At 67.3% G+C, this 21,090-nt stretch carries 15 protein-coding genes; 2 read left to right on the forward strand and 13 right to left on the reverse strand.

Annotation, left to right across the window (positions count from 1 at the left end):
• The 5 genes from H681_RS22980 to hutU all read right to left on the reverse strand — a co-directional run bounded on the left by H681_RS22980 (position 1) and on the right by hutU (position 6,120).
• Entirely contained in the window at positions 1–816 is an 816-nt protein-coding gene (locus H681_RS22980) for a quaternary amine ABC transporter ATP-binding protein (RefSeq protein WP_015479292.1), read from the reverse strand.
• Positions 813–1,667 (reverse strand): ABC transporter permease, encoded by an 855-nt coding sequence (locus H681_RS22985; protein WP_015479293.1) that lies wholly within the window; start codon positions 1,665–1,667, stop codon positions 813–815. The genes H681_RS22980 and H681_RS22985 overlap by 4 nt, the downstream gene beginning before the upstream one ends.
• 206 nt (positions 1,668–1,873) lie before the next feature.
• Positions 1,874–2,782: an ABC transporter substrate-binding protein gene (locus H681_RS22990; protein ID WP_442961267.1), complete on the reverse strand. Its 909-nt coding sequence runs from the start codon at positions 2,780–2,782 to the stop codon at positions 1,874–1,876.
• 142 nt (positions 2,783–2,924) lie between these two features.
• Positions 2,925–4,337 (reverse strand): purine-cytosine permease family protein, encoded by a 1,413-nt coding sequence (locus tag H681_RS22995; RefSeq protein WP_015479295.1) that lies wholly within the window; start codon positions 4,335–4,337, stop codon positions 2,925–2,927.
• A gap of 115 nt (positions 4,338–4,452) precedes the next feature.
• Positions 4,453–6,120, reverse strand: coding sequence for a urocanate hydratase (gene hutU / locus H681_RS23000; protein WP_015479296.1), 1,668 nt, complete (start codon positions 6,118–6,120; stop codon positions 4,453–4,455).
• A 716-nt stretch (positions 6,121–6,836) separates the two neighbouring features.
• Between hutU and hutH the strand changes: the two genes are divergently transcribed.
• On the forward strand, positions 6,837–8,366 hold the full coding sequence (hutH, locus tag H681_RS23005; RefSeq protein WP_015479297.1) for a histidine ammonia-lyase: 1,530 nt from the start codon (positions 6,837–6,839) through the stop codon (positions 8,364–8,366).
• A 170-nt stretch (positions 8,367–8,536) separates the two neighbouring features.
• Here hutH and H681_RS23010 read toward each other — a convergent pair whose 3' ends face one another.
• Together H681_RS23010 and hutC are read right to left on the reverse strand one after the other, a co-directional pair.
• The gene (locus H681_RS23010; RefSeq protein WP_015479298.1) at positions 8,537–9,127 is read right to left on the reverse strand and encodes a HutD/Ves family protein; all 591 of its coding nucleotides are present in this window, start codon (positions 9,125–9,127) and stop codon (positions 8,537–8,539) included.
• Complete coding sequence (gene hutC / locus H681_RS23015; protein WP_015479299.1) at positions 9,124–9,834, reverse strand: histidine utilization repressor; 711 nt, start codon at positions 9,832–9,834, stop codon at positions 9,124–9,126. Before hutC ends, H681_RS23010 begins: the two co-directional genes overlap by 4 nt.
• 233 nt (positions 9,835–10,067) lie before the next feature.
• On the opposite strand from hutC, the gene H681_RS23020 reads away from it, so the two are divergent.
• Positions 10,068–11,432 carry a formimidoylglutamate deiminase gene (locus H681_RS23020; RefSeq protein ID WP_015479300.1) on the forward strand — a complete coding sequence of 455 codons (1,365 nt, stop codon included), beginning with the start codon at positions 10,068–10,070 and terminating at the stop codon, positions 11,430–11,432.
• Between the two features lie 326 nt (positions 11,433–11,758).
• On the opposite strand, the gene bamE is transcribed toward H681_RS23020, so the two are convergent.
• The 6 genes from bamE to H681_RS23050 form a co-directional block, all read right to left on the reverse strand.
• Entirely contained in the window at positions 11,759–12,013 is a 255-nt protein-coding gene (gene bamE / locus H681_RS23025) for an outer membrane protein assembly factor BamE domain-containing protein (protein ID WP_015479301.1), read from the reverse strand.
• A gap of 72 nt (positions 12,014–12,085) precedes the next feature.
• Positions 12,086–12,694, reverse strand: a complete 609-nt coding sequence (locus H681_RS23030) for a DUF924 family protein (protein ID WP_015479302.1) — start codon at positions 12,692–12,694, stop codon at positions 12,086–12,088.
• Entirely contained in the window at positions 12,694–13,707 is a 1,014-nt protein-coding gene (locus H681_RS23035; RefSeq protein ID WP_015479303.1) for a class 1 fructose-bisphosphatase, read from the reverse strand. The genes H681_RS23030 and H681_RS23035 overlap by 1 nt, the downstream gene beginning before the upstream one ends.
• A gap of 232 nt (positions 13,708–13,939) precedes the next feature.
• Positions 13,940–15,847, reverse strand: a complete 1,908-nt coding sequence (gene estP / locus H681_RS23040) for an esterase EstP (RefSeq protein WP_015479304.1) — start codon at positions 15,845–15,847, stop codon at positions 13,940–13,942.
• Between the two features lie 104 nt (positions 15,848–15,951).
• Positions 15,952–17,316 (reverse strand): DUF3999 domain-containing protein, encoded by a 1,365-nt coding sequence (locus H681_RS23045; RefSeq protein WP_015479305.1) that lies wholly within the window; start codon positions 17,314–17,316, stop codon positions 15,952–15,954.
• Positions 17,313–21,014, reverse strand: coding sequence for a DUF2339 domain-containing protein (locus H681_RS23050; RefSeq protein WP_015479306.1), 3,702 nt, complete (start codon positions 21,012–21,014; stop codon positions 17,313–17,315). Before H681_RS23050 ends, H681_RS23045 begins: the two co-directional genes overlap by 4 nt.
• Positions 21,015–21,090 lie beyond the last annotated feature (76 nt).

Here is a 21,090-nt window from a genome sequence, read left to right on the forward strand (position 1 = left end):
TTACAGCGCGGCGACGCGGCGCTGGACGAAGCGGTCGACGTACTCGTCGGCGGGCTTGTGCAGGATGTCGGCGGGCGCGCCCACCTGGATCAACTGGCCGTCCTTGAGGATGGCGATGCGGTTGCCGATGCGCACGGCTTCATCGAGGTCGTGGGTGATGAAGACGATGGTCTTGTGCAGGGTCTTCTGCAGCTCCAGCAGTTGGTCCTGCATGTCCGCGCGGATCAGCGGATCGAGGGCGCTGAAGGCTTCGTCCATGAGGATGATGTCGGTGTCGGCGGCCAGTGCGCGGGCCAGGCCAACGCGCTGGCGCATGCCGCCGGAGAGCTGGTGCGGGTAGGACTTCTCGTAGCCCGCAAGGCCCACGGTGGCGATCCAGTGCAGCGCGCGTTCCTGGCACAGCGCCTTGCTCTCGCCACGGATCTTCAGGCCGTAGGCGACGTTGTCGAGCACGCTCTTGTGCGGCAGCAGGCCGAAGCTCTGGAACACCATGCTGATCTTGCGCCGGCGGAAGTTCTCCAGCGCGGCGGCGTCGTAGGCGAGGACGTCCTCGCCATCCACCAGAATCTGCCCGCTGGTGGGGTCGATCAGGCGGTTGAAGTGGCGCACCAGGGTCGACTTGCCGGAACCGGACAGGCCCATGATGACGAAGATTTCCCCCGCCTCGATGGACAGCGAAAGATCGTTGACGCCGACCACGCAATCGGTGGCGGCCAGCACCTCGGCCTTGCTCTTGCCCTGGCGGATCATCGCCAGCGCGGCGTCGGCCTTGGCGCCGAAGATCTTGTAGACGTTCTTGACCTGGATCTTGCTCATTTGCTGGCCTCTGTGTGGCGCGAGCGGCCGTAAGCCTGGGTGATGCGGTCGATGACCACGGCGAGGATGACGATGGCCAGACCGGCTTCCAGGCCCTTGCCGACGTTGAGGGTCTGGATGCCCACCAGCACGTCCTCGCCCAGGCCGCGGGCGCCGATCATCGAGGCGATGACCACCATCGACAGGGCCATCATGGTGGTCTGGTTGATGCCGGCCATGATGCTCGGCAGCGCCAGCGGCAGTTGCACGCCGAACAGTTGCTGGCGGCGGTTGGCGCCGAAGGCGGTGATGGCTTCCATCACCTCGCGGTCGACCTGGCGGATGCCCAGGTCGGTGAGGCGGATCAGCGGGGGAGCTGCGTAGATCACGGTGGCGAAGATCGCCGGCACCTTGCCCAGGCCGAACAGCATCAGCACCGGGATCAGGTACACGAAGCTGGGCATGGTCTGCATGATGTCCAGCAGCGGCAGCAGCACGGCGCGGAAGCGGTCGCTGCGCGCGGCGACGATGCCCAGCGGAATGCCGATCAGCACCGAGATGAGGGTGGCGACCATCATCAGCGCGAGGGTCTGCATCAGCTTGTCCCACAGCCCGACCGCCCCCACCAGGAACAGCAGGCCGACGATCACCGCCGTGGGCAGGATGCGCCGGGTGGCGTGCCAGGCGATGCCGCCGACGATGGCCAGCATCAGCCACCAGGGCGTGGCGCGCAGCACGCTCTCCAGGTTGACGATGGCCCACAGCAGGGTGTCGGAGATGTGGCGGAACACGTCGCCGTAGTTGGTGACCAGGGCATCGACCCAACCGTTGACCCAGTCGGCGATGGAGAAAGTGAAGCGTTCGGGAAACATGGCACGTACTCGTCAGGAGTGGGCATCACCGGGGAGGCGGGGCCTCCCCGGATTCGGCGGCTTGAGCACCTGTCCCTGATCTGCTGCGCTCGGCCAGGCGGCGTTGAAAGCCGGCTCGGACTGCTCATTTACTGTGTGTAAACTCCGCGTCCTCGCCATCTTTCGCCTTGCCTGGCCGTCGCTCGCGACGATCAGGGCACAGGCGCTCAGAGCGCGGCCTGGACCTTCTTCGCGGCGTCCTCGCTGACCCAGGAGGTCCACACTTCCGGGTGCTCCTTGAGGAAGGCCTTGGCCAGTTGCTCGGAGCTGAGTTTCTCCTTGGCCATCTTCGCCAGGTTCTGGTTCAGCAGGTCGATCGGCAGGTTGATCTTCTCCAGCACCGCCACCAGTTCCGGGGCCTGGTCGTGGAAGGCCTTGGACAGGCCGACCTGGATCTTCACGTCCTTGTTCACGCCCGGCTCATCCAGCTTCACCAGGTCGGCCTGGCCCATCAGGGGCGTCGGCGACCAGTAGTAGAAGAGGATAGGCTCCTTGCGCTTGTAGCTCGACAGCACGGCGGCATCCAGGGCCGGGCCGGTGCCGGGGCGGAAGTTGGTGTACTTGTCCTCGAGGCCGTACTTCTTCAGCATCTCGGAGTTTTCCAGCTCGCAGGTCCAGCCGGCCGGGCAGTTGTAGAAGCGGCCCTTGCCCGGCTCTTCCGGATCGCGGAACACCTCGGAGTATTGCGCAAGGTCGGTGACAGCCTTCAGGTTCGGCGCCTTGGCTTCGATGTTGCGCGCCTTGTCGCCCTCGATCACGAAGCGCGGCACGTACCAGCCCTCGGTGGCGCCGACGATGGGCGCGCCCACGCCGACCACCTTGTTGGCGGCGGCGGCCTTGTTCCAGGCGTCGCTGCGGCCGATCCATTCCTCGCTGAAGATCTGGATGTCGTTGTTCGCCAGCGCCTGCTCCATGGTGATGGAGTTGCCCGGCAGGCTGTCGGTTTCGCAGCCGTAGCCGTTCTTCAGGATGATCTGCATGAGGTCGGTGAGCAGCATGCCGCTCTCCCAGTTCAGCCCGGCGAATTTCACCGGCTTGCCGCTCTCGCACCAGCCGGCGGCCTGGGCCGTGGTCATGGTGCCGCCGAGCAGACCGGCGGACAGGAACAGGCCCAGCAGCGTCTTCTTGGTGTTGTTCATCTGATGCTCCTAAACGTGAATGAGGTTGGGCAGTGCAAGGGCCGCGCGTGCTCGTGGCCGCACGGCCGGGCCGGTCTGTTCAGGTGCGGGCCGGCAGGATCAGCCGGTCCGGTACTGCCCGCGTGACGCGGCGGGCGACCAGGTAATAGAGAACGGCCGGAACCACGAGGCCGATGATCCAGGAAATATCCACGCCACCCAGGGCGTCCACCAGCGGGCCGGTGAAGAACTTGGTGGAGATGAAGGGCAGCTGCACCAACACGCCGATCACGTAGACGCTGATGCCGGGGATGTTCCAGCGGCCATAGCGGCCATCGGGATCGGCCAGCGCCGGCACGTCGTAGTGCTCGCGGGTGATGCAGTAGTAATCGACCAGGTTGACCGCACTCCACGGGGTGAAGAAGGCCAGCAGGAAGAGGATGAAGGACTTGAACGCGCCGAGGAACGAATGCTGGCCGAGCAGCGCGATCAGGGTCGCGGCGCCGACAATGACAAGCACGAAGAGCAGCCGCTGCACGCGGCTCACTTCCAGGTGGCCACGGAAGCCGCTGATCACCGTGGCGATGCACATGAAGCTGCCGTAGGAGTTCAGCGTCGAGATGGTGATCTTGCCGAAGGCGATGCTGAAGTAGAGCAGCGCGGCGACGGCGCCGCTGCCGCTCAGGCCGACGATGTAGGCCACTTCATGGCCGGCGAACTGGCCGTTGGCGCCGGCCGCGGCGAACACGCCGAAGATCATCGCCACCTGCGCGCCGATCACCGAACCTGCGCCCACGGCGAGGAAGGTCTTCACCGAGGAAGTCTTGCTCGGCAGGTAGCGCGAGTAGTCGGCGACATAGGGGCCGAAGGCGATCTGCCAGGAGGCGGCCAGGGACACCGCGAGCAGGAAGCTGCTCCAGCTGAAGTGGCGAATCTGCAGCAGCGCGCTGACGTCGGTCTGGCTCATCAGACGGCTGAACAGGTAGATGAAGGCGATCACCCCGATGACGCTGGCGATGCGGCCGATCACGTGGATCACCCGGTAGCCGAGCACGGTCACCAGCACGATGACGCTGGCGAACATCAGGATGCCGACGCTGTCGCTGACGCCGAACAGCTGGCCCAGGGCCTGGCCGGACAGCACGGTGCCGGTGGCGGTGAAGCCCAGGTACATCAGGCACACCAGCACGATCGGGATGGCCGCGCCGTAGACGCCGAACTGCACGCGGCTGGAGATCATCTGCGGCAGGCCGAGCTTCGGCCCCTGCGCGGCGTGCAGCGCCATCACGCCACCGCCCAGCAACTGGCCGATCAGCAGGCCGATCAGCGACCAGAACACGTCGCCGCCCAGCACCACGGCCAGGGCGCCGGTGACGATGGCGGTGATCTGCAGGTTGGCACCCAGCCACAGGGTGAACTGGCTGTAGAGCTTGCCGTGGCGCTCGGCCTCGGGGATGTAGTCGATCGAACGCACTTCGATCAGGGGTTTGGAGCTGTCACTGGCCTGGGACATCGTTATTGTTCTCCCGAAGGGAATTCTTGTCTGTCGATGTACTGCTTTACGGACCGGGCCGCCGCACCACGCCGTGCGGCGGCCCTCTCCCTGGTCCTGACTGGCGACTGCGAGATTACTTGCCGGTGATCATCGGCAGGTTCAGGCCCTGCTCCCTGGCGCAGTCGATGGCGATCTGGTAGCCGGCGTCGGCATGGCGCATCACGCCGGTGCCCGGGTCGTTGGTCAGCACGCGGGCGATGCGCGCCGCCGCTTCGTCGGTGCCGTCGCAGACGATCACCATCCCCGAGTGCTGGGAGAAGCCCATGCCCACCCCGCCGCCGTGGTGCAGCGAGACCCAGGTCGCGCCGCTGGCGGTGTTCAGCAGGGCGTTGAGCAGCGGCCAGTCGGACACGGCGTCGGAGCCGTCGCGCATGGCTTCGGTCTCGCGGTTCGGGCTGGACACCGAGCCGGAGTCCAGGTGGTCGCGGCCGATCACGATAGGGGCCTTCAGCTCGCCGCTGCGGACCATCTCGTTGAACGCCAGGCCGAGCTTGGCGCGCTGGCCCAGGCCGACCCAGCAGATACGCGCCGGCAGGCCCTGGAAGCTGATGCGCTCCTTGGCCATGTCCAGCCAATTGTGCAGGTGGGCGTCGTCGGGGATCAGCTCCTTGACCTTGGCGTCTGTCCTGTAGATGTCCTCGGCATCGCCCGACAGCGCGGCCCAGCGGAACGGACCGACGCCACGGCAGAACAGCGGGCGGATGTAGGCCGGGACGAAGCCGGGGAAGTCGAAGGCGTTGGCCACGCCCTCTTCCTTGGCCATCTGGCGGATGTTGTTGCCGTAGTCGAAGGTCGGCACGCCCTGCTTCTGGAATTCCAGCATGGCTTTGACGTGCACGGCCATGGACTGCTTGGCGGCCTTGACCACGGCAGCCGGCTCGGTCTGCGCGCGGTCGCGGTACTGCTCCCAGGTCCAGCCGGCCGGCAGGTAACCATTGAGCGGGTCGTGGGCGGAGGTCTGGTCGGTGACCATGTCCGGGCGCACGCCGCGCTTGAGCAGTTCCGGGAGGATTTCCGCGGCGTTGCCCAGCAGCGCGATGGAGATGGCCTTGCCTTCGGCGGTGTACCGGGCGATGCGCGCCAGGGCGTCGTCGAGGTCCTTGGCCTGCTCGTCGACGTAACGGCTGGCGAGGCGGAAGTCGATGCGGCTCTGCTGGCACTCGATGTTCAGCGAGCAGGCGCCGGCCAGGGTCGCGGCCAGCGGCTGGGCGCCGCCCATGCCGCCCAGGCCGGCGGTAAGCACCCAGCGGCCCTTGAGGTTGCCGTCGTAGTGCTGGCGGCCGGCCTCGACGAAGGTTTCATAGGTGCCCTGGACGATGCCCTGGCTGCCGATGTAGATCCACGAGCCGGCGGTCATCTGGCCGTACATGGCCAGGCCCTTGGCATCCAGTTCGTTGAAGTGTTCCCAGTTGGCCCAGTGCGGCACCAGGTTGGAATTGGCGATCAGCACGCGCGGGGCGTTGGTGTGGGTCTTGAACACGCCGACCGGCTTGCCGGACTGCACCAGCAGGGTTTCGTCGTCATTCAGTTCCTTGAGGGTCTCGACGATCTTGTCGTAGCACTCCCAGTTGCGCGCGGCGCGGCCGATGCCGCCGTACACCACCAGTTCCTTCGGGTTCTCGGCGACTTCCGGGTCGAGGTTGTTCATCAGCATGCGCAGCGGCGCTTCGGTCAGCCAGCTCTTGGCGCTGCGTTGGGTGCCGCGCGGGGCACGGATTTCGACGTCGCGGAATTTGGTCACGGAAGGCTCCTTCGCTTGCTCGGGTCGGAGGCCGTGGGGGCGGCCTGGCGGTTCGTTCGACGGTGCCGAGGGGTTCGCCACCATCATGTCTATGCTTGTATGTACAAGTATAAGCAAAGGAGAGGCCAACCCGGTCCAGGGACTTCTGGAGAGCTTCGAGTATTTTAATAACCTACTGATTTATATGAATTTAATTTGAATGAAGCACACGATTGAGCAGCGCACAGCCATTACCTGCCTTCAGAGTCATGCCCCAGAAACGGGCTGCCCTGCACCTTTTCGTAGCATTCGGTAACACCGCTCGTTACGAAGGAACGCAGGTTGTATAGACAAGCACTGGAAAGCGAAGGAAGTCCGCGCAATGGGGTTCGCCAGCGGACCCGCACCTCCCAGGCAGTTCGTTTCAGGGCAGTAGGGGCCAGCCCATCACGATGATGCGGGGTCAGATTCACCGGCAACCCAATGAAGGGTAGCGATGGCGGAATCGCCTCGAACCCCGTCGCCGCCTTCAGCACCCAGCCAACCGCGGACTCGCGACAGTTCGCGAGCATCGGCCTGGCAATGCCACCGGCGGTGACATTCACTTGCCTGGAGAGCGCCCGCACCCTGCACCAACCAACACCAACGCAGGCCCGGAACGCATGGCACGGCGATTGCTATACCTGTATATACAGGATACGACCACAGTAACACTTCACCGACTCCAGGAAGCTGACATGTCCGACACCCTGCTCCTGACGCCCGGCCAGTTCGACCTCGACCAGCTGCGCGCCATCCATCAGCACCAGCCCACCCTGCAGCTTGCCGACGAGTGCCGCGAGACCATCCTGCGCAGCGCGCAGACGGTCAGCCAGATCATCGCCGACCAGCGCACCGTCTACGGTATCAACACCGGCTTCGGCCTGCTGGCGCGCACCTCCATCGCCGAAGACCAGCTCGCCACCCTGCAGCGCAACCTGATCCTCTCCCACTGCACCGGTACCGGCCCGCTGCTGGACGACGCCAGCGTGGCGCTGATCATGGCGCTGAAGATCGGCTCCCTGGCGCGCGGCTTCTCCGGCGTCGGCATGCCGGTGATCGAGACGCTGCTCAAGCTCTACCAGGCGCGGGTCTATCCGTGCATTCCGTCGCAGGGCTCGGTGGGTGCTTCGGGCGACCTCGCGCCGCTGGCGCACCTGTCCTCGACCCTGCTGGGCGTTGGCCAGGTACGCCATGAAGGGCGCATCCTCGAAGCCACCGAAGGCCTCGCCATCGCCGGCGCCGAACCGCTGGTACTGGGGCCCAAGGAAGGCCTGGCGCTGATCAACGGCACCCAGGTGTCCACCGCGCTGGCCCTGCGCGGGTTGTTCGCGGCGGAGAAGCTGTTCATCTCGGCGGTGGTCGCCGGCAGCCTGACGGTGGAAGCGCTGAAGGGCTCGTTCGTACCCTTCGATGCGCGCATCCAGGCAGTGCGTGGCCAGCCAGGACAGATCGCGGTCGCCGCGCTATACCGCGAACTGCTGCACGACAGCCCGATCAACCAGTCGCACATCGACTGCAAGCGCGTGCAGGACCCGTACTCCCTGCGCTGCCAGCCGCAGGTGATGGGCGCCTGCCTGGATCACCTGCGCTTCGCCGCCGGGGTGTTCCTGCGCGAGGCCAACGCCGTCTCCGACAACCCGCTGGTGTTCAGCGCCGATGGCGACGTGCTCTCCGGCGGCAACTTCCATGCGGAACCCGTAGCGATGGCCTCCGACGTGCTGGCCCTGGTGATCGCGGAGATCGGCGCGCTGTCCGAACGGCGCATCGCCCAGTTGGTGGACCCGGCCATGTCCGGCCTGCCGGCCTTCCTGGTCAAGGAAGGCGGACTGAACTCCGGCTTCATGATCGCCCAGGTCACCTCGGCGGCCCTGGCCTCGGAGAACAAGACCCTCGCGCATCCGGCTTCGGTGGACAGCCTGCCGACCTCGGCCAACCAGGAGGACCACGTGTCGATGGCCACCTTCGCCGCCCGCCGTCTGCTGGACATGGCCGGCAACAGCGCCGGAGTGGTCGCCATCGAACTGCTCGCCGCCGCGCAAGGTGTGGACTTCCACGCGCCGCTGCAAAGCTCGCCGCAGTTGCAGGAAGTGCGCACGCTGATCCGCAGCCAGGTGCCGCACTATGACCAGGACCGCTACTTCGCCCCGGATATCGCCGCTGCGCGAGCGTGGGTGGAGGATGGGGTGATGAGCCGGTGGATCGCTTATTCGCGGTTGTACTCGTAACCACGACATAGGGCGCATAACGCCTATGGCGTTATCCGCCGCTCGGTGATGACGGCGGATAAAGCGTTCCGCTTTATCCGCCCTACAGTTGGAGCGCAGCGATTGATGGGTATCGCTTCGCTCCACGCCATCCTGCAAAAGCAAAGGGCGCCTCCCGGCGCCCTTTTGGCTCAGCGTGCTTCGAGTTCGATCACGCAGATATCCGCACGCCCCACCACCGTCAGCCGCCACTCCTGCAGCGTGCCGTCGCCCTCGGCTATCAGCGTGTCATGCAGGCCCAGCACCCCGCCGGCCACACCGTTGAAGCTGGCATGGATACCCTCGCCCGCGCTGAACAGCAGCACGGTCGAAGCGCTGCTGAAAAAGTGGGCGGAGCCATTCAGCTTCAGCCATTGCAGACGCGCACGGTAGCGAGCCGGTGAATAGATCAGGTTGAAGTCGCGGATCGCGCCGCCCAGCAGCGTGCAGTCCACCGCGCTGGCGCCATCGAAGGCGAAGGCATCGAGCGCACGCAGGTCGCGGGAGTCGGCGCCATCCACCTTCAGCCGCATGCCCTCGCCTTCCAGCACGCTGATGACGCGCTGATAGCCGGTGAACGCGGAGAATGGCCCCGGCGCGCCGACGTCGGCGATGGACACGCGCCAGCCGAAGCCTTCCAGGCCGTCGCCGGCATCGCGGACGATCTCGCGGGTGGTGCCCGCGCCGTTCTTCCAGGGCATCGCCGGGTAGTCGGCGGCGCGCAGCAGCTTCACATCGGTCATGAACTGAAACGTCCTTCCAGGCGGTAGCGCGAGCCCGGATAGAGCAGACGCGAGCTGGTCACGGTATTGCGTCCCGACCAGGTCCGCCGGCGGATCAACAGGCACGGCTCGTGGCGGTCGACGGACAGCAGCTTGCATTCCTCGGGGCTGGGCAGCACCGCTTCGACCACGTGTTCGCCCTCGCTCAGCGGCGCCACTTGCGTGAGGTAGGCGAACGGCGTCTGCCCGGTGAAATCCTGCTTCATGTAGTCTGGCGCCACGGCGGCGTTGACGTAGCGGTCCTCGATCTGCACCGGGATGTCGTTCTCGTAGTGCACGATGATCGAGTGGAAGATGCGTTGCCCCTCGCGCACGTCCAGCGCCAGCGCACGCTCGGCGGTAGCCAGTTCCTCGACCAGGCTGACCACCACGCAATGATGCTTGTGCCCGCGGGCGGTGATTTCCTCGGCGATGTTCTGCACCTGGAACAGCGCCGACTGGCCCTTGGGCTCGGCGACGAAGGTGCCCACGCCCTGCATGCGCACCAGCAGGCCGTCGGCGGTCAGCTCGCGCAGCGCGCGGTTGATGGTCATGCGGCTGACGCCCAGCTCGTCGACCAGCTCCGCCTCGGACGGCACGCGGTGGTGCGGCGGCCAGGTCCCGGACTGGATCTGCTGGATGATCAGTTGCTTGACGCGGGCATACAGCGGCGCGGGAATTTCCCCCATCTGCGCGGCGAGCGACGAACCCTCGGCGGGCGGGGTAGGCGTGGGCGATGCGGGCACGGGAAACTCCTTGTCGTGGCGACGATGGGCGAGGACTGGATCTGCCTCCGGCATGTACCGGATTCGACCGGTGCATACAAGTCCTTCGACGACCGCCGGGTTGCCTTGCAGTTTACGGCCTCGGCAAACGTCTGTATATGTATATACAAATTCGAAGAAGCCTGCGAGGCCCGCGCATGTCCGTCCTGTTCGCCGAATCCGCCCTGCTGCCCTCCGGCTGGGCACGCAATGTCCGCTTCGAGATCGATGCCGACGGCCTGTTCACCGCGATCACCCCGGACGCCAGCGCCGAAGGCGCCGAGCGCGTGGCCGGGCCGCTGCTCGCCGGCATGCCGAACCTGCACTCCCACGCCTTCCAGCGCGCGATGGCAGGCCTGGCGGAAGTCGCCGGCAACCCCAACGACAGCTTCTGGACCTGGCGCGACCTGATGTACCGCCTGGTCGGCCGTCTGTCGCCTGAACAGGTCGAGACGATCGCCCGCCAGCTCTATATCGAAATGCTCAAGGCCGGGTACACCGGCGTCGCCGAATTCCACTACGTGCACCACGACGCCGACGGCACGCCCTACGCCAACCCGGCGGAGCTGGCCCTGCGCGTCAGCCAGGCGGCGCGCGACACCGGCATCGGCCTGACCCTGCTGCCGGTGCTCTACTCCCACGCCGGCTTCGGCGGCCAGGCGCCGAGCGAAGGCCAGCGCCGCTTCATCAACAGCACCGACAGCTACCTGAAACTGATCGACGGCCTGCGCGCGCACCTGTCGAACCAGCCGCAGCAGGGGCTGGGTCTGTGCTTCCACTCCCTGCGCGCCGTCACGCCGCAGCAGATCACCGAGGTGCTGGGCGCCGATGCCAGCGATTGCCCGGTGCACATCCACATCGCCGAGCAGCAGAAGGAAGTCGACGACTGCCTGGCCTGGAGCGGCCGCCGTCCGCTGCAGTGGCTGTACGAGAACGTCGCGGTGGACGCGCGCTGGTGCCTGGTTCACGCCACCCACGCCGAGGCCGACGAAGTGACGGCGATGGCGCGCAGCGGCTCGGTGGCCGGGTTGTGCCTGACCACCGAGGCGAACCTGGGCGACGGCATTTTCCCGGCGGTGGACTACCTCGCCCAGGGCGGTCGCTTCGGCATCGGCTCGGACAGCCACGTCTCCCTGAGCGTGGTCGAGGAGCTGCGCTGGCTGGAATACGGCCAGCGCCTGCGCGACCAGCGCCGCAATCGTCTGTATGGCGCCAACCAGCCGATGGTCGGCCGCACCCTGTTCGACGGCGCCCTCGCCGGCGGCGCCCAGGCCCTCGGGCAGCCCACCGGTGAACTGGCCGTCGGCAAGCGCGCCGACCTGCTGGTGCTCGATGGCGGCGATCCCTACCTGCAGACCGCCCGTGGCGACGCCATCCTCAATCGCTGGCTGTTCGCCGGCGGTGACCGCCAGGTACGCGACGTGATGGTCGCCGGCCAGTGGCGCGTGCGTGACGGCAAGCACCCGCTCGAAGAGCAGAGCGCCCGCGAGTTCGCCGATGTGCTGCGCACGCTGCTGAACTGACCGCAAGGGCATACAACCGTTCGCGGTGGTACGCCGTTTCAACTCGCCCGCCGGCGGACCCGGTGCCGAGTTCGGGGGCCAGGGACCAAGCGCCGAACGTTTACGCCCTACGCTCCTGCAGATGCGGTTCGCGAGCAAGCTCGCTCCTACAGGGAAACGTCGTAGCGCTCTTCGTAGGAGCGAGCTTGCTCGCGAACCGCTCGGCACCGAACCAGTCGCGCCTCGATCCCCCCGCATCGCCCATGAAAAAACGCCCCTCGGGGCGTTTTTTCAGGGTGCACGGAAGCAACGGTCGCATCCGACCCTGTCGCCCGTTCCGACTCGCCTTACTTCAGGCCCTGGGCGGAGAACAGCAGCACCTTGTCGCCGGCATACTGGATGCTGATGAAGGCCTTGTCGTCGCCCCAGGTGCAGCTGGACACACCCAGCGCGCCGGAACACTCGGTCGGCTTGCCGAGCAGGCCTTCGACTTCAGCCTTGGTCATGCCGGTTTTGATCTTGGAATAGTTTTCCTGGTTGATCTTGCTGCAAGCAGCCAGGACGACACAGAACGCGACGAGCGCGAGGCGGCGGAAGGACATCGACAACTCCATTGTGTAGGGGCAGGCCAACAAGCTTGGCACAGGACGGCCGGATCGGCCGCCGTGTTGGAGTCAGAAACGTGAGCCGGGTTCCGTGAGGAACTGCGTTTCTTCGCTGCTGGACGGGCGTCCGAGGATGGCGTTGCGGTGAGGGAAGCGGCCGAAGCGGGCGATCACCGCCTGGTGCTTGCGCGCATAGGCGAGAAAGCCGGCGAACAGCACCTTCTCGCCGGCGCCGGATTCGGCCTGCAACTCTTCGTACAGGCGCACCGCCTCGTCCTGGCTGGCCAGGTCCTCGGCGTGTTCCAGTACGATATAGGCGAATACCCGCTCGATGCGCGGCAGCTTGCGGTCGAAGCCGGCTTCCAGCCCCTGGCGCACCAGTCGCTGGGCGCGGGCGTCGCCGGCGTAGGCGCGCGAGGTATCGCGGAAGATCATGCGCGGCAACTGGTCGAGCAGCAGGATCAGCGCCAGCCAGCTTTGCGGCTCGCGCTCCCACTCCTGCAAGCCGCCGTCCAGGGCCTGGCGCACCAGGCCGCCGAAACGGTTGTCGGAGTCCACATCCTGACAGACGCTCTTGCCAAACCACAGGGCGTTACGCTGCGCGGACACCTCGACGGCATCCAGCGCGCTGCCGAACCACCAGTCCAGCAACGCCTGCCAGGGGGCCTCCCGGAGCATCAGCCTTCCTTGTGGTAGGCGGTGGCGCGCTCGACTTCTTCCTTCGACCCCAGGAACACCGCAACGCGCTGGTGCAGGCTGTCGGGCTGGATCTCGAGGATGCGCTGGCGGCCGTTGGTGGCGGCGCCGCCGGCCTGCTCGATGATGAACGACATCGGGTTGGCTTCGTACATCAGGCGCAGCTTGCCGGGCTTCTCCGGCTCGCGGGAGTCGCGCGGGTACATGAACACACCACCACGGGTCAGGATGCGGTGCACGTCGGCCACCATGGAGGCAATCCAGCGCATGTTGTAGTTCTTGCCCAGCGGGCCTTCCTTGCCGGCCAGCAGTTCGCTGACGTAGCGCTGCACCGGGACTTCCCAGTGGCGCTGGTTGGACATGTTGATGGCGAATTCGGCGGTGCTGGTGGGCACGGTGATGTTGTCGTGGGTCATCACGAAGCTGCCCAGCTCGCGATCCAGGGTGAAGCCCTTGACGCCGTTGCCCAGGGTCAGGATCAGCATGGTCTGCGGGCCGTAGATGGCGTAGCCGGCGGCGACCTGGGTGGTGCCCGGCTGGAGGAAGGCTTCCTCGCGCAGGCTGTCGTTCTGGCTCAGGTATTCCTGCGGGCAGCGCAGCACGGAGAAGATGGTGCCGACCGAGACGTTGACGTCGATGTTGGAGGAGCCGTCCAGCGGGTCGAAGACCAGCAGGTAGGCGCCTTTCGGGTATTTGCCCGGAATCTGGTAGGGGTGGTCCATTTCCTCGGAGGCCATGCCGGCCAGGTTACCGGCCCACTCGTTGGCTTCCAGGAGGATTTCGTTGGACAGCACGTCGAGCTTCTTCTGCACCTCACCCTGCACGTTCTCGGTTTCCATGCTGCCGAGCACGCCACCCAGCGCGCCCTTGGACACGGCGTGGCTGATCTCCTTGCACGCGCGGGCCACCACTTCCACGAGGTGACGCAGGTCGGCCGGGGTATTGTGACTGCGGGTCTGCTCGATCAGGTAGCGGCTCAGGGTAACGCGGGACATGGAAGACTCCAGGGGAGAAGATGGAAAAAATCAGGGCGCATTCTAGCGTGGAAACGACCGCGATGCCTCCTTGCGCAGAGGCTCGCCGAATGCTTGGAGCCCGCCGCGCACGGGCAGTTCCCCAAAGTCGATCAGCCCCGCGACCTTCGGCCGCGCGGCGAGCGGTCCACTGGAAAGAAAGCGGGGTGACGGCCGAATCCGCCCGTCACCCCGCGCCGTTCACTTCAGGCGATCAGAAGTCCAGGCTCAGCGCCAGGCTCACGCCCTGGGCCAGGTCATCGCTGCTGCGGTGCGCACTGTAGCCGCCGCGCAGCGACAGCTCCGGGGTCAGCTTCTGGGCGAAGCCGAGGGTGGCGCGCTGCAGGTGGCTCTGCGGGGTGTAGCCCTGCAGGGTGAAGCCGTTCGCCGGCAAACTGGTGAAGTTCATGCCGATGTTCCGAGTGTCGTCGGCATACTCGCGCTCCACCGCGACCTCGCCGAACAGCTGGGTGTCCTGCGACAGGTCCAGCTTGCCCTGCAGGCCGGCGCCGAGGCGACGGGAGTAGCGGTTCTGCTCGTCATAGGCCAGCGCGGTGGAGCGGCCGCTGTCCTCTTCGTAGCCGTCCACTTTCACCCGCGCCCAGTCGGCGCTGACGAAGGGCGACAGGTGCCAGTTCTCGCCACCCTGGGCGATGTCGTAGCCCAGTCGGCCGCTGAAGGCCAGCAGGCTGCCGTCGGTATCGGCCTTCTCCTCGACCTCGTGGTCGATGATGGAGAACTTGCGGTTGGCATCATCAAAGTCGAGCTTGCCGCCGGTCACCGAAGCGTCGGCCCACCAACGGTTCTGCTGGAACTGCACGAACAGGCTGCCCAGGTAACTGTTGAGCTTGTAGTCGGAGTCGTCCGAGCCCAGTTCCAGCTTCTGCCGGTAGAAGCCCAGCGAACCGCCGACGCGCCAGGCGTCATCGAGACGGTAGCTGGTACCCAGGGTCAGGTTGGCGCCGTAGCCGTCGCCGTCGGCCGCGCTGTCCTGGTCGTCGTAGTCCAGGTGCTGGGCGCCACCGGTGACGAAGCCGCGCCACTGCCCGGTGCCCTGCCAGTTTTCCCAGTCCGCCAGCCATTGGCTGCGCAACTGGTCCTGGTAGGCGTTGTAGGTGCCCAGGGCCATCTCCGGCAGCATGGTCGCTTCCCACGGGGCGGAGAGCACCGAGTAGGCGTAGTCGGCGATCAGGCGCTGGCCGGCGATGGTCGGGTGCACGCCGTCGTTGAAGATCAGCTTGGTCGGGTCGGGGGTCGCGCCGTGGCGGCCGTAGAGCGGGTTTTCCGGGCAGCCGTTGCCGCTGAAGCAGGTGCCCACCAGGTTCGTGCCGGTCGCCAGGCCGAAGGCACCGGGATCGGCGAGCACTTCCTGGAACATCAGCGGGATGTTCAGCGGGATGACGTTCGCAGAAGTCGCCGCCAGTTGGGCCGCCAGCTGCTGGTTGAAGATACCGCTGAGCTCGGTGCCGAAGGGTTGCAGGGACGTGCCGTTGGTAGCGGGCGTCAGCCCCAGGTCAGGCAGCAGCCAGACCATGATGTAGCGCGCGCCGGCCTGGTGCAGGGCCTCGACGCTGTCCACCAGGCGCCCGGCTGCGGCGCCGGCGCTCGCGGCGTCGAGAATCCGCCCCTGGAGGAAGTCGTTGCCGCCACCGGTGAGGTAGTAGAGCGCATTCGGATCGGCCCGGCGCCCGACCAGATAGCCGTCGCGCGTACGGGTATCGCCCCCGGCGCTGACCACCGAGCCATCCGGCGCGGTGATGGAGTCGTAGATCTGGTCGGTACGGTAGCCGCCTACCGCCCAGTTGTTGCCGTCCTGGGTGCCGCTGACCAGCGAGGTCGAGGGGTTGAGGTCGGCGGAAGAGACGCCCAGCTTGCCGCCGAGGATCATCGGCGCGGTCGGTCCGAAGGCTTCGCCGCTGCCTTCCAGATAGGTCGGACCGGTGCGGTTGGTGAAGCGCGTGGAGGCGCCGGGCGGGCCGCCGGCGTCGGGGAACTGGCCCGCGTCGCTGAGGCTGTCGCCGAACACCACCAGGGTCGAATAGGGGGAAGGGGCTGCCGAGGCCTGCGAGGCAATCGCCAATACGCAGGCAGCCGCCAACGGGGTGAGCGCCTGTCTGATCATCCTGCTACTCCGTGCTTGTTTTTATTGGGCGGACAGAACGCCATCACAGTAGCAGAGTTTTCCCCGGCGGCCCCCTATCTCGCGGCTATCTCCGTGAACCTTGCTCAGTTTTGCGGGCGACTGCTGCGCAACAGGCTCAGCGCCATCAGCCCGAGCAGGACGACCCCGGCCAGCAGCACGGCCCACAGGCCATAGCGTTTCCAACGGCCGTCAGCGTTCGGCGGTGCGCTCTGCGTCACGGACGCCTGGGGCTGCAGAGCGCCCTTCAGGTGCGCGTCGCCCATGACGGACAGACGCCTGGGATCGAAGCCCGGCACCAGGGTGGCCAGCGGCAGGCTGCCGTCGGTGGCCGATGCGCTGCCGACCGCCAGTTGATAGGGCTCGCCGCCACGGGCGAGGAAGACCACTTCGGTCGCGCGGATACCGATGCTCAGGTTTGCCGTCGAGCCGCCCAGGCCGCCACCACGGGCATCCAGTTGCAGGCGCAGTTGGCTGACCGCTCCGCCGGGCAGTTCCAGTTCCTCCTGGGTGATCTCGCCGCCCTCCCCCGGCAACCGGTAGAGCACGCCACGCGCCAGCGGCGCCCACTGCACGGCGCCATCGCGGCGACCGGAGAGCACCACCGGTGCCAAGGTATTGGCCCGCTCCAGCGGAATCCGCACGCGCTCCACCGGCAGCGCCAGCGGCAGGCTCCAGTTGAACGCGCCCTCGGCGTCGGCCTTGGCGGCCAGCGGCGCGGACCACAGCATGGGCACCGGTCCGGTGCTGTTGCGACTGCCGCTCAGGACGGCGCCGGCCAGTTGCGCGGCCTGCTGCGGCGACTCCCACCACAGGCGCAGGTAGCGCGCCGTCTCGCCGGATAGCGCGATGTCGTTCTGCTCGATGCGCTGGCCGTTGAAATCCAGCCGCGCCAGTTGCCCTTCACCCAGGGAACGCCAGTGCTCCAGGTCGTCGCTGGCCTCGATGCGCAGGCGTTGGAAGCCATCGCTGTCCGCCGCCCAGTCCAGCTGCAGGCGGTCCAGCGGCAAATCGCCGGAACCGGTTTCCAGCAGCCAGCCGCGCAGTACCTGGGTCTTGTCCTGGGCAGGCGCGTTCGGGGTGATTTCGAGGATGGTGCCGGTGGTGCTGCGGACGATCTTCAGGTTGTCGCCGGCCGCGCTGCCGGAAGCACCGCGCAGAGGGAAGATGCGCGCCTGCACCTCGCTGCGCACATGCTTCTCGCTGGCGGCACCGGTGCGCAGGCTGTAGGGCAGCGCCTCGCCCTCGGCATTGAAGATGCGCAGGTCGCGCAGATCGCCGTGGCGGGCGCCGAACAGCACCTCGATCGGCAATTGCAGGCGGTACCAGGGCCCTTTGCCGGCCACCTCCAGCGGCACCCGGTTGGCGAAGTCGGCCGGAGTCGGTACGGCGCCAACGGCGGTGCCGGCCAGGCACGCGCCGACGAGCAGGAGGAAGGTTTTCAGCTTCATGCGGAGGGTTGCTCCCGTTGCGGTTCAGGCGTCGGCCGGCGCGGCGGCAACGGCGCGAAGTAGCCGACGATCAGCATCAGCACGCCGACGCCGATGAAGGAAATGATGCGTTCCAGGCTGCCGCCGCTGGCGCGGTCGACGAGGAACAGCTTGACCACCACGACCACCAGCAGCGCCGCGCCGACCAGCCAGAAATCACGGCGGCCACGCAGGTGCCCGGCGATCATCAGGCCCAGCGCGATCAGTGCCCAGACGATGGACAGCCCCGCCTGCACCAGCATCGACTCGCGCAGGGCGAAGGCGTCGAACGGTACGCCGCCCCAGTGGTGCGCGGCACGGCAGACCATCAGAGTCAGCAGGGCGAACAGCGAGGCCCCCAGCACCGCCTGCACCGGCAGGCGCAGGGTAGATTCGGCCACGCCCAACTGCGGTAGGCCCAGGCGCGTCCACTGGAGCACCGCCACCAGCACGATCAGCATGCCCAGCTCCAGCGGGTTGAGCAGCGGCAGGTAGGGTAGAGGCTCCGCCGAACCGTCGCTGAACAGGTTGACCAGCCAGAACCAGCCGAGCAACGCCACGGCCACCGGCACGGCGGCAATCGCCCGGTACTCGCGCTCGAAGGCCGCCACCGGCCAGGGCAGGCGCGCGACGCCGCCCATGAGGATCAGGTAGAGACTCGGCACCAGCGCCCAGCCCAGCCAGCGCCAGGCGTTGTAATGCTCGGCCAGGGCGAAGAACAGGTAGCGCAGCTCCAGCGCCAGCACGCCAAGGATCAGCCAGCAGCCCAGCACATGGGCTACCTGCGCGACACGGCGCGGCAGCAATGCATCGAGTCGGCGCAGCGTGAAGAAGTGCACCGCGAACACCGCCACCCAGCCGAGCCAGCCCAGCGCCGCCAGCGGGTGATATTGCAGGTTCCAGGCACTGGCCAGCGCCACCAGCGACAGCGGCACCAGCGACAGGCACAGCAGCGCCAGCGCGCGCCATTGCTCGCGGCGCGCCAGCAGCGAACCGAGGCCGATGCTGATCGCAGCCACCAGCAGGGCCACGTGTTCACGCCTCTCAGCGGGCACGAAGCGGGCGATCTCCCACAGCGCGGTCAGCGCCCACCAGCCGGCGCCCCAGACCAGCAGCAGTTGCGACAGTTGCTCCAGACCCAATCCAGCCAACGCCAGACGACGCTCGCGCTCGCTGGCCCGGTGCAGGCGCCAGGCGCCGACCAATGCGGCCAGCGCCAGCACCACCGGAGTCCAGAAGCCCATGTGCGCCAACGGCTTCAGGCCCTCGCCGGGCAGGTCGCCGAACAGAGCCGGACCGCTGAACAGGAAGGCGCCGGCGCCGATCACCTGCAACCCCAGGCCGAAGACGAAGGCCGCGCGCTGCTGCAATTGCAGGCTCAGCCAGAGGATCAGCAATCCACTGCCGGCCCAGACAGCGGCAGCGGTCTGCCACGGCAGCACGAACAGCACCGCAAGGTTGATGAAGGCCAGCCCCAGCAGCAGGACCACGCTCAACCCCAGCATCAGCCGGCGGTCATCGCGCACCAGAGAGTCGCGGGCGGCGATCAGCATCCCGGCGATCAGCGCCAGACCGATCAACGAGGCGGCCACCAGGCCGCGCCAACCGGAACCCAGTACGCCACCGCCTGCCTCGGCCCCCCGCAGGTGCAGGAGGAAGATCGCCCCACCCAGCAGTTGCACCGCAAAGGCGCAGGCCAGGAAGGTGCGCGAACGCAGGCGCAGGCCGGCGAACAACGTGGCCAGCCCCGCAACGGCCCAGACCATCGCGGTACCGTCGGCCCCCAGGCACAGCGGCGCGATCAGGTAGAGGAAGGCCAGCCCGAGAGTCGCCAGCGCCGGACGTACGTTCGGTTCCCAGTGGCGCAACGTCTGCGGATCGGCATTGCGCAGGTTCCAGAAGCTGAACAGCAGCGCCACGCCGAGCATCAGCGCGCCCAGCGGCGCGCCTTCCAGCAGGTGCAGCGACAGCGGGTCGGAACGCAGGTCGGCGAGGAACGCCAGCGCCGCACCGGCCTGCAGCAACAGCGCGAAGATGCGCGCCAGCGGCCGCTGCTGGCGCAGGCCCAGCCAGTAGATGCCGGCGCCTTCCACGGCCCAGGCGGCGGAGGTCCAGCGTGCGTCCAGGCCCAGCGGGATCGCCAGGGTGCCGAACACCACGCCCAGCGCCAGGCAGGTCTCTACCAGCAACAGCACGCGACCGGTGGTGCGCCCGGCCAGCAAACGCGCGAGAACCATGTAGAACAGCCCCAGCGCCAGCGCACTGAACGCCGCGCCGAACTCCAGGTGCTGGATGATCCCGTACTGCAGGCCGAAGCCCACCAGCGGCGTGCCGAACAGCACGGTGCCATCGACATAGTCGGTCTGTCGCGCCGACCAGCGCAGCAGCGCTTCGCGGGTGTCGTCCTGCGGCGCGCCGGCAGCCTCGCGCAGGCGGCGGCGGGCGAACAGCAGGCCGATGGCGACGTAGGTGAGGAAGAACAGGACCAGGAACGGCTCGGTCGTGGCGAACAGGTCAGGCCGGTACGCACGCAGCCCCCAGGCCAGGCCGATGCCGAAGGTGCCGAAGAAACCGATCAGGTTGAGCATCCGCCAGGCCTTGAACCAGGCGATGGCGAAGATACCGGCGTTGAGCAACGCAAAGTAGCTGAACAGCGCGACGTGGTTGCCGCCGCCGGTGGACGCCAGGATCGGCGCGGCGAAGCCACCCAGCGCGGCGGCTGCGGCGAGGCCCAGAGCGTCCTGGAGGATCGCCAGGATCGCCGAGAACAGGGTGACCGCCACCAGCAGCGCGAAGCCGGCCTGCGGATCGATCAGCACCTCGCCGTGGTTCATCGCCGGGTACAACTTGATGCCGGCGAACACCGTCAGGTAGAGCACGGCAATGCCGGTACCCTGCAGGACCAGCGCATAGGCCGGGCGTCGATGACGCAGCCACCAGCCCAGGCCCAGCAACGCCAGCGCGGCGGCGGCAGTGCCGATGTAGGGCCCTTGCGGCGGCAGGGTCATGCCTTCGGTGGCGTAACGCAGCAGGAAGGCCAGGCCGAGGAACAGCAGCACCACGCCGACGCGCAGCACGGTGTTGCCGCCCAGGAGCCAGTCGCGGGCGGCGCCGAGGGCGCGGTCGAGCAGCGGCGGGACAGGGGGGGGTGGCGGCACCGGAGGCGCGGCGGGAGGGACTTCCGATTGTGCTGCCGCCTCTTCGACGCGGGCCTGGGCAGTGGGCTTCTCCAGCGGCTCCAGGACCAGGTCCGACCACTCGATGGGTGCATCCATCCGCGCGGCAGCGGCCGGAGCCGGCGCCAGCTCGTCGGCGGGCAGTTCGATGCTCCAGTCCAGTTCGGTGGCAACGGGCTCGCCGACCGGCGCCTCGACCTCGGGCTCGGCCGGCGCAACCGGCACTTCCGGCGCGACGTACTCGCCGCCGGTCGGCGGCGCCTGCTCGGCGGCGCGGCGCTCTACCTGCAACAACCGTTCATAGAGAGCTTGGGTGCCGTGATCGAAGCGTTCGCCGAAGACCTTCAGCTCACCGCGAAGGCTGGCGTTCTCCCGCTTCAGGCCCTGCAACGCGAAGGCCTGCCCCAGCGCCAAGCCGAACACCGCGCCCAGCACCGCCCCAGTGACCGACTCGCCCGCGGCGGTGCCGATGACCAGGCCGACCAGCATGAAAATCCATTGCATGTGTTCGAATCCTTGAAGTTCTGTGCGAATCCATCCCAAGCCGGACGGCAACGTCCGGAAAGCTGAGTATATCGGC

Source organism: Pseudomonas sp. ATCC 13867 (assembly GCF_000349845.1).
Classification (GTDB): Bacteria; Pseudomonadota; Gammaproteobacteria; order Pseudomonadales; family Pseudomonadaceae; genus Pseudomonas.

Excerpts from the sequence above, each read along its gene's own strand:
- H681_RS22980 (WP_015479292.1), bottom strand. The coding sequence starts at position 816 with ATGAGCAAGATCCAGGTCAAGAACGTCTACAAGATCTTCGGCGCCAAG.
- H681_RS22985 (WP_015479293.1), bottom strand. The coding sequence starts at position 1,667 with ATGTTTCCCGAACGCTTCACTTTCTCCATCGCCGACTGGGTCAACGGT.
- H681_RS22990 (WP_442961267.1), bottom strand. The coding sequence starts at position 2,782 with ATGACCACGGCCCAGGCCGCCGGCTGGTGCGAGAGCGGCAAGCCGGTG.
- H681_RS22995 (WP_015479295.1), bottom strand. The coding sequence starts at position 4,337 with ATGTCCCAGGCCAGTGACAGCTCCAAACCCCTGATCGAAGTGCGTTCG.
- hutH (WP_015479297.1), top strand. The coding sequence starts at position 6,837 with ATGTCCGACACCCTGCTCCTGACGCCCGGCCAGTTCGACCTCGACCAG.
- H681_RS23010 (WP_015479298.1), bottom strand. The coding sequence starts at position 9,127 with ATGACCGATGTGAAGCTGCTGCGCGCCGCCGACTACCCGGCGATGCCC.
- hutC (WP_015479299.1), bottom strand. The coding sequence starts at position 9,834 with ATGGGGGAAATTCCCGCGCCGCTGTATGCCCGCGTCAAGCAACTGATC.
- H681_RS23020 (WP_015479300.1), top strand. The coding sequence starts at position 10,068 with ATGTCCGTCCTGTTCGCCGAATCCGCCCTGCTGCCCTCCGGCTGGGCA.
- bamE (WP_015479301.1), bottom strand. The coding sequence starts at position 12,013 with ATGTCCTTCCGCCGCCTCGCGCTCGTCGCGTTCTGTGTCGTCCTGGCT.
- H681_RS23030 (WP_015479302.1), bottom strand. The coding sequence starts at position 12,694 with ATGCTCCGGGAGGCCCCCTGGCAGGCGTTGCTGGACTGGTGGTTCGGC.
- H681_RS23035 (WP_015479303.1), bottom strand. The coding sequence starts at position 13,707 with ATGTCCCGCGTTACCCTGAGCCGCTACCTGATCGAGCAGACCCGCAGT.
- estP (WP_015479304.1), bottom strand. The coding sequence starts at position 15,847 with ATGATCAGACAGGCGCTCACCCCGTTGGCGGCTGCCTGCGTATTGGCG.
- H681_RS23045 (WP_015479305.1), bottom strand. The coding sequence starts at position 17,316 with ATGAAGCTGAAAACCTTCCTCCTGCTCGTCGGCGCGTGCCTGGCCGGC.
- H681_RS23050 (WP_015479306.1), bottom strand. The coding sequence starts at position 21,014 with ATGCAATGGATTTTCATGCTGGTCGGCCTGGTCATCGGCACCGCCGCG.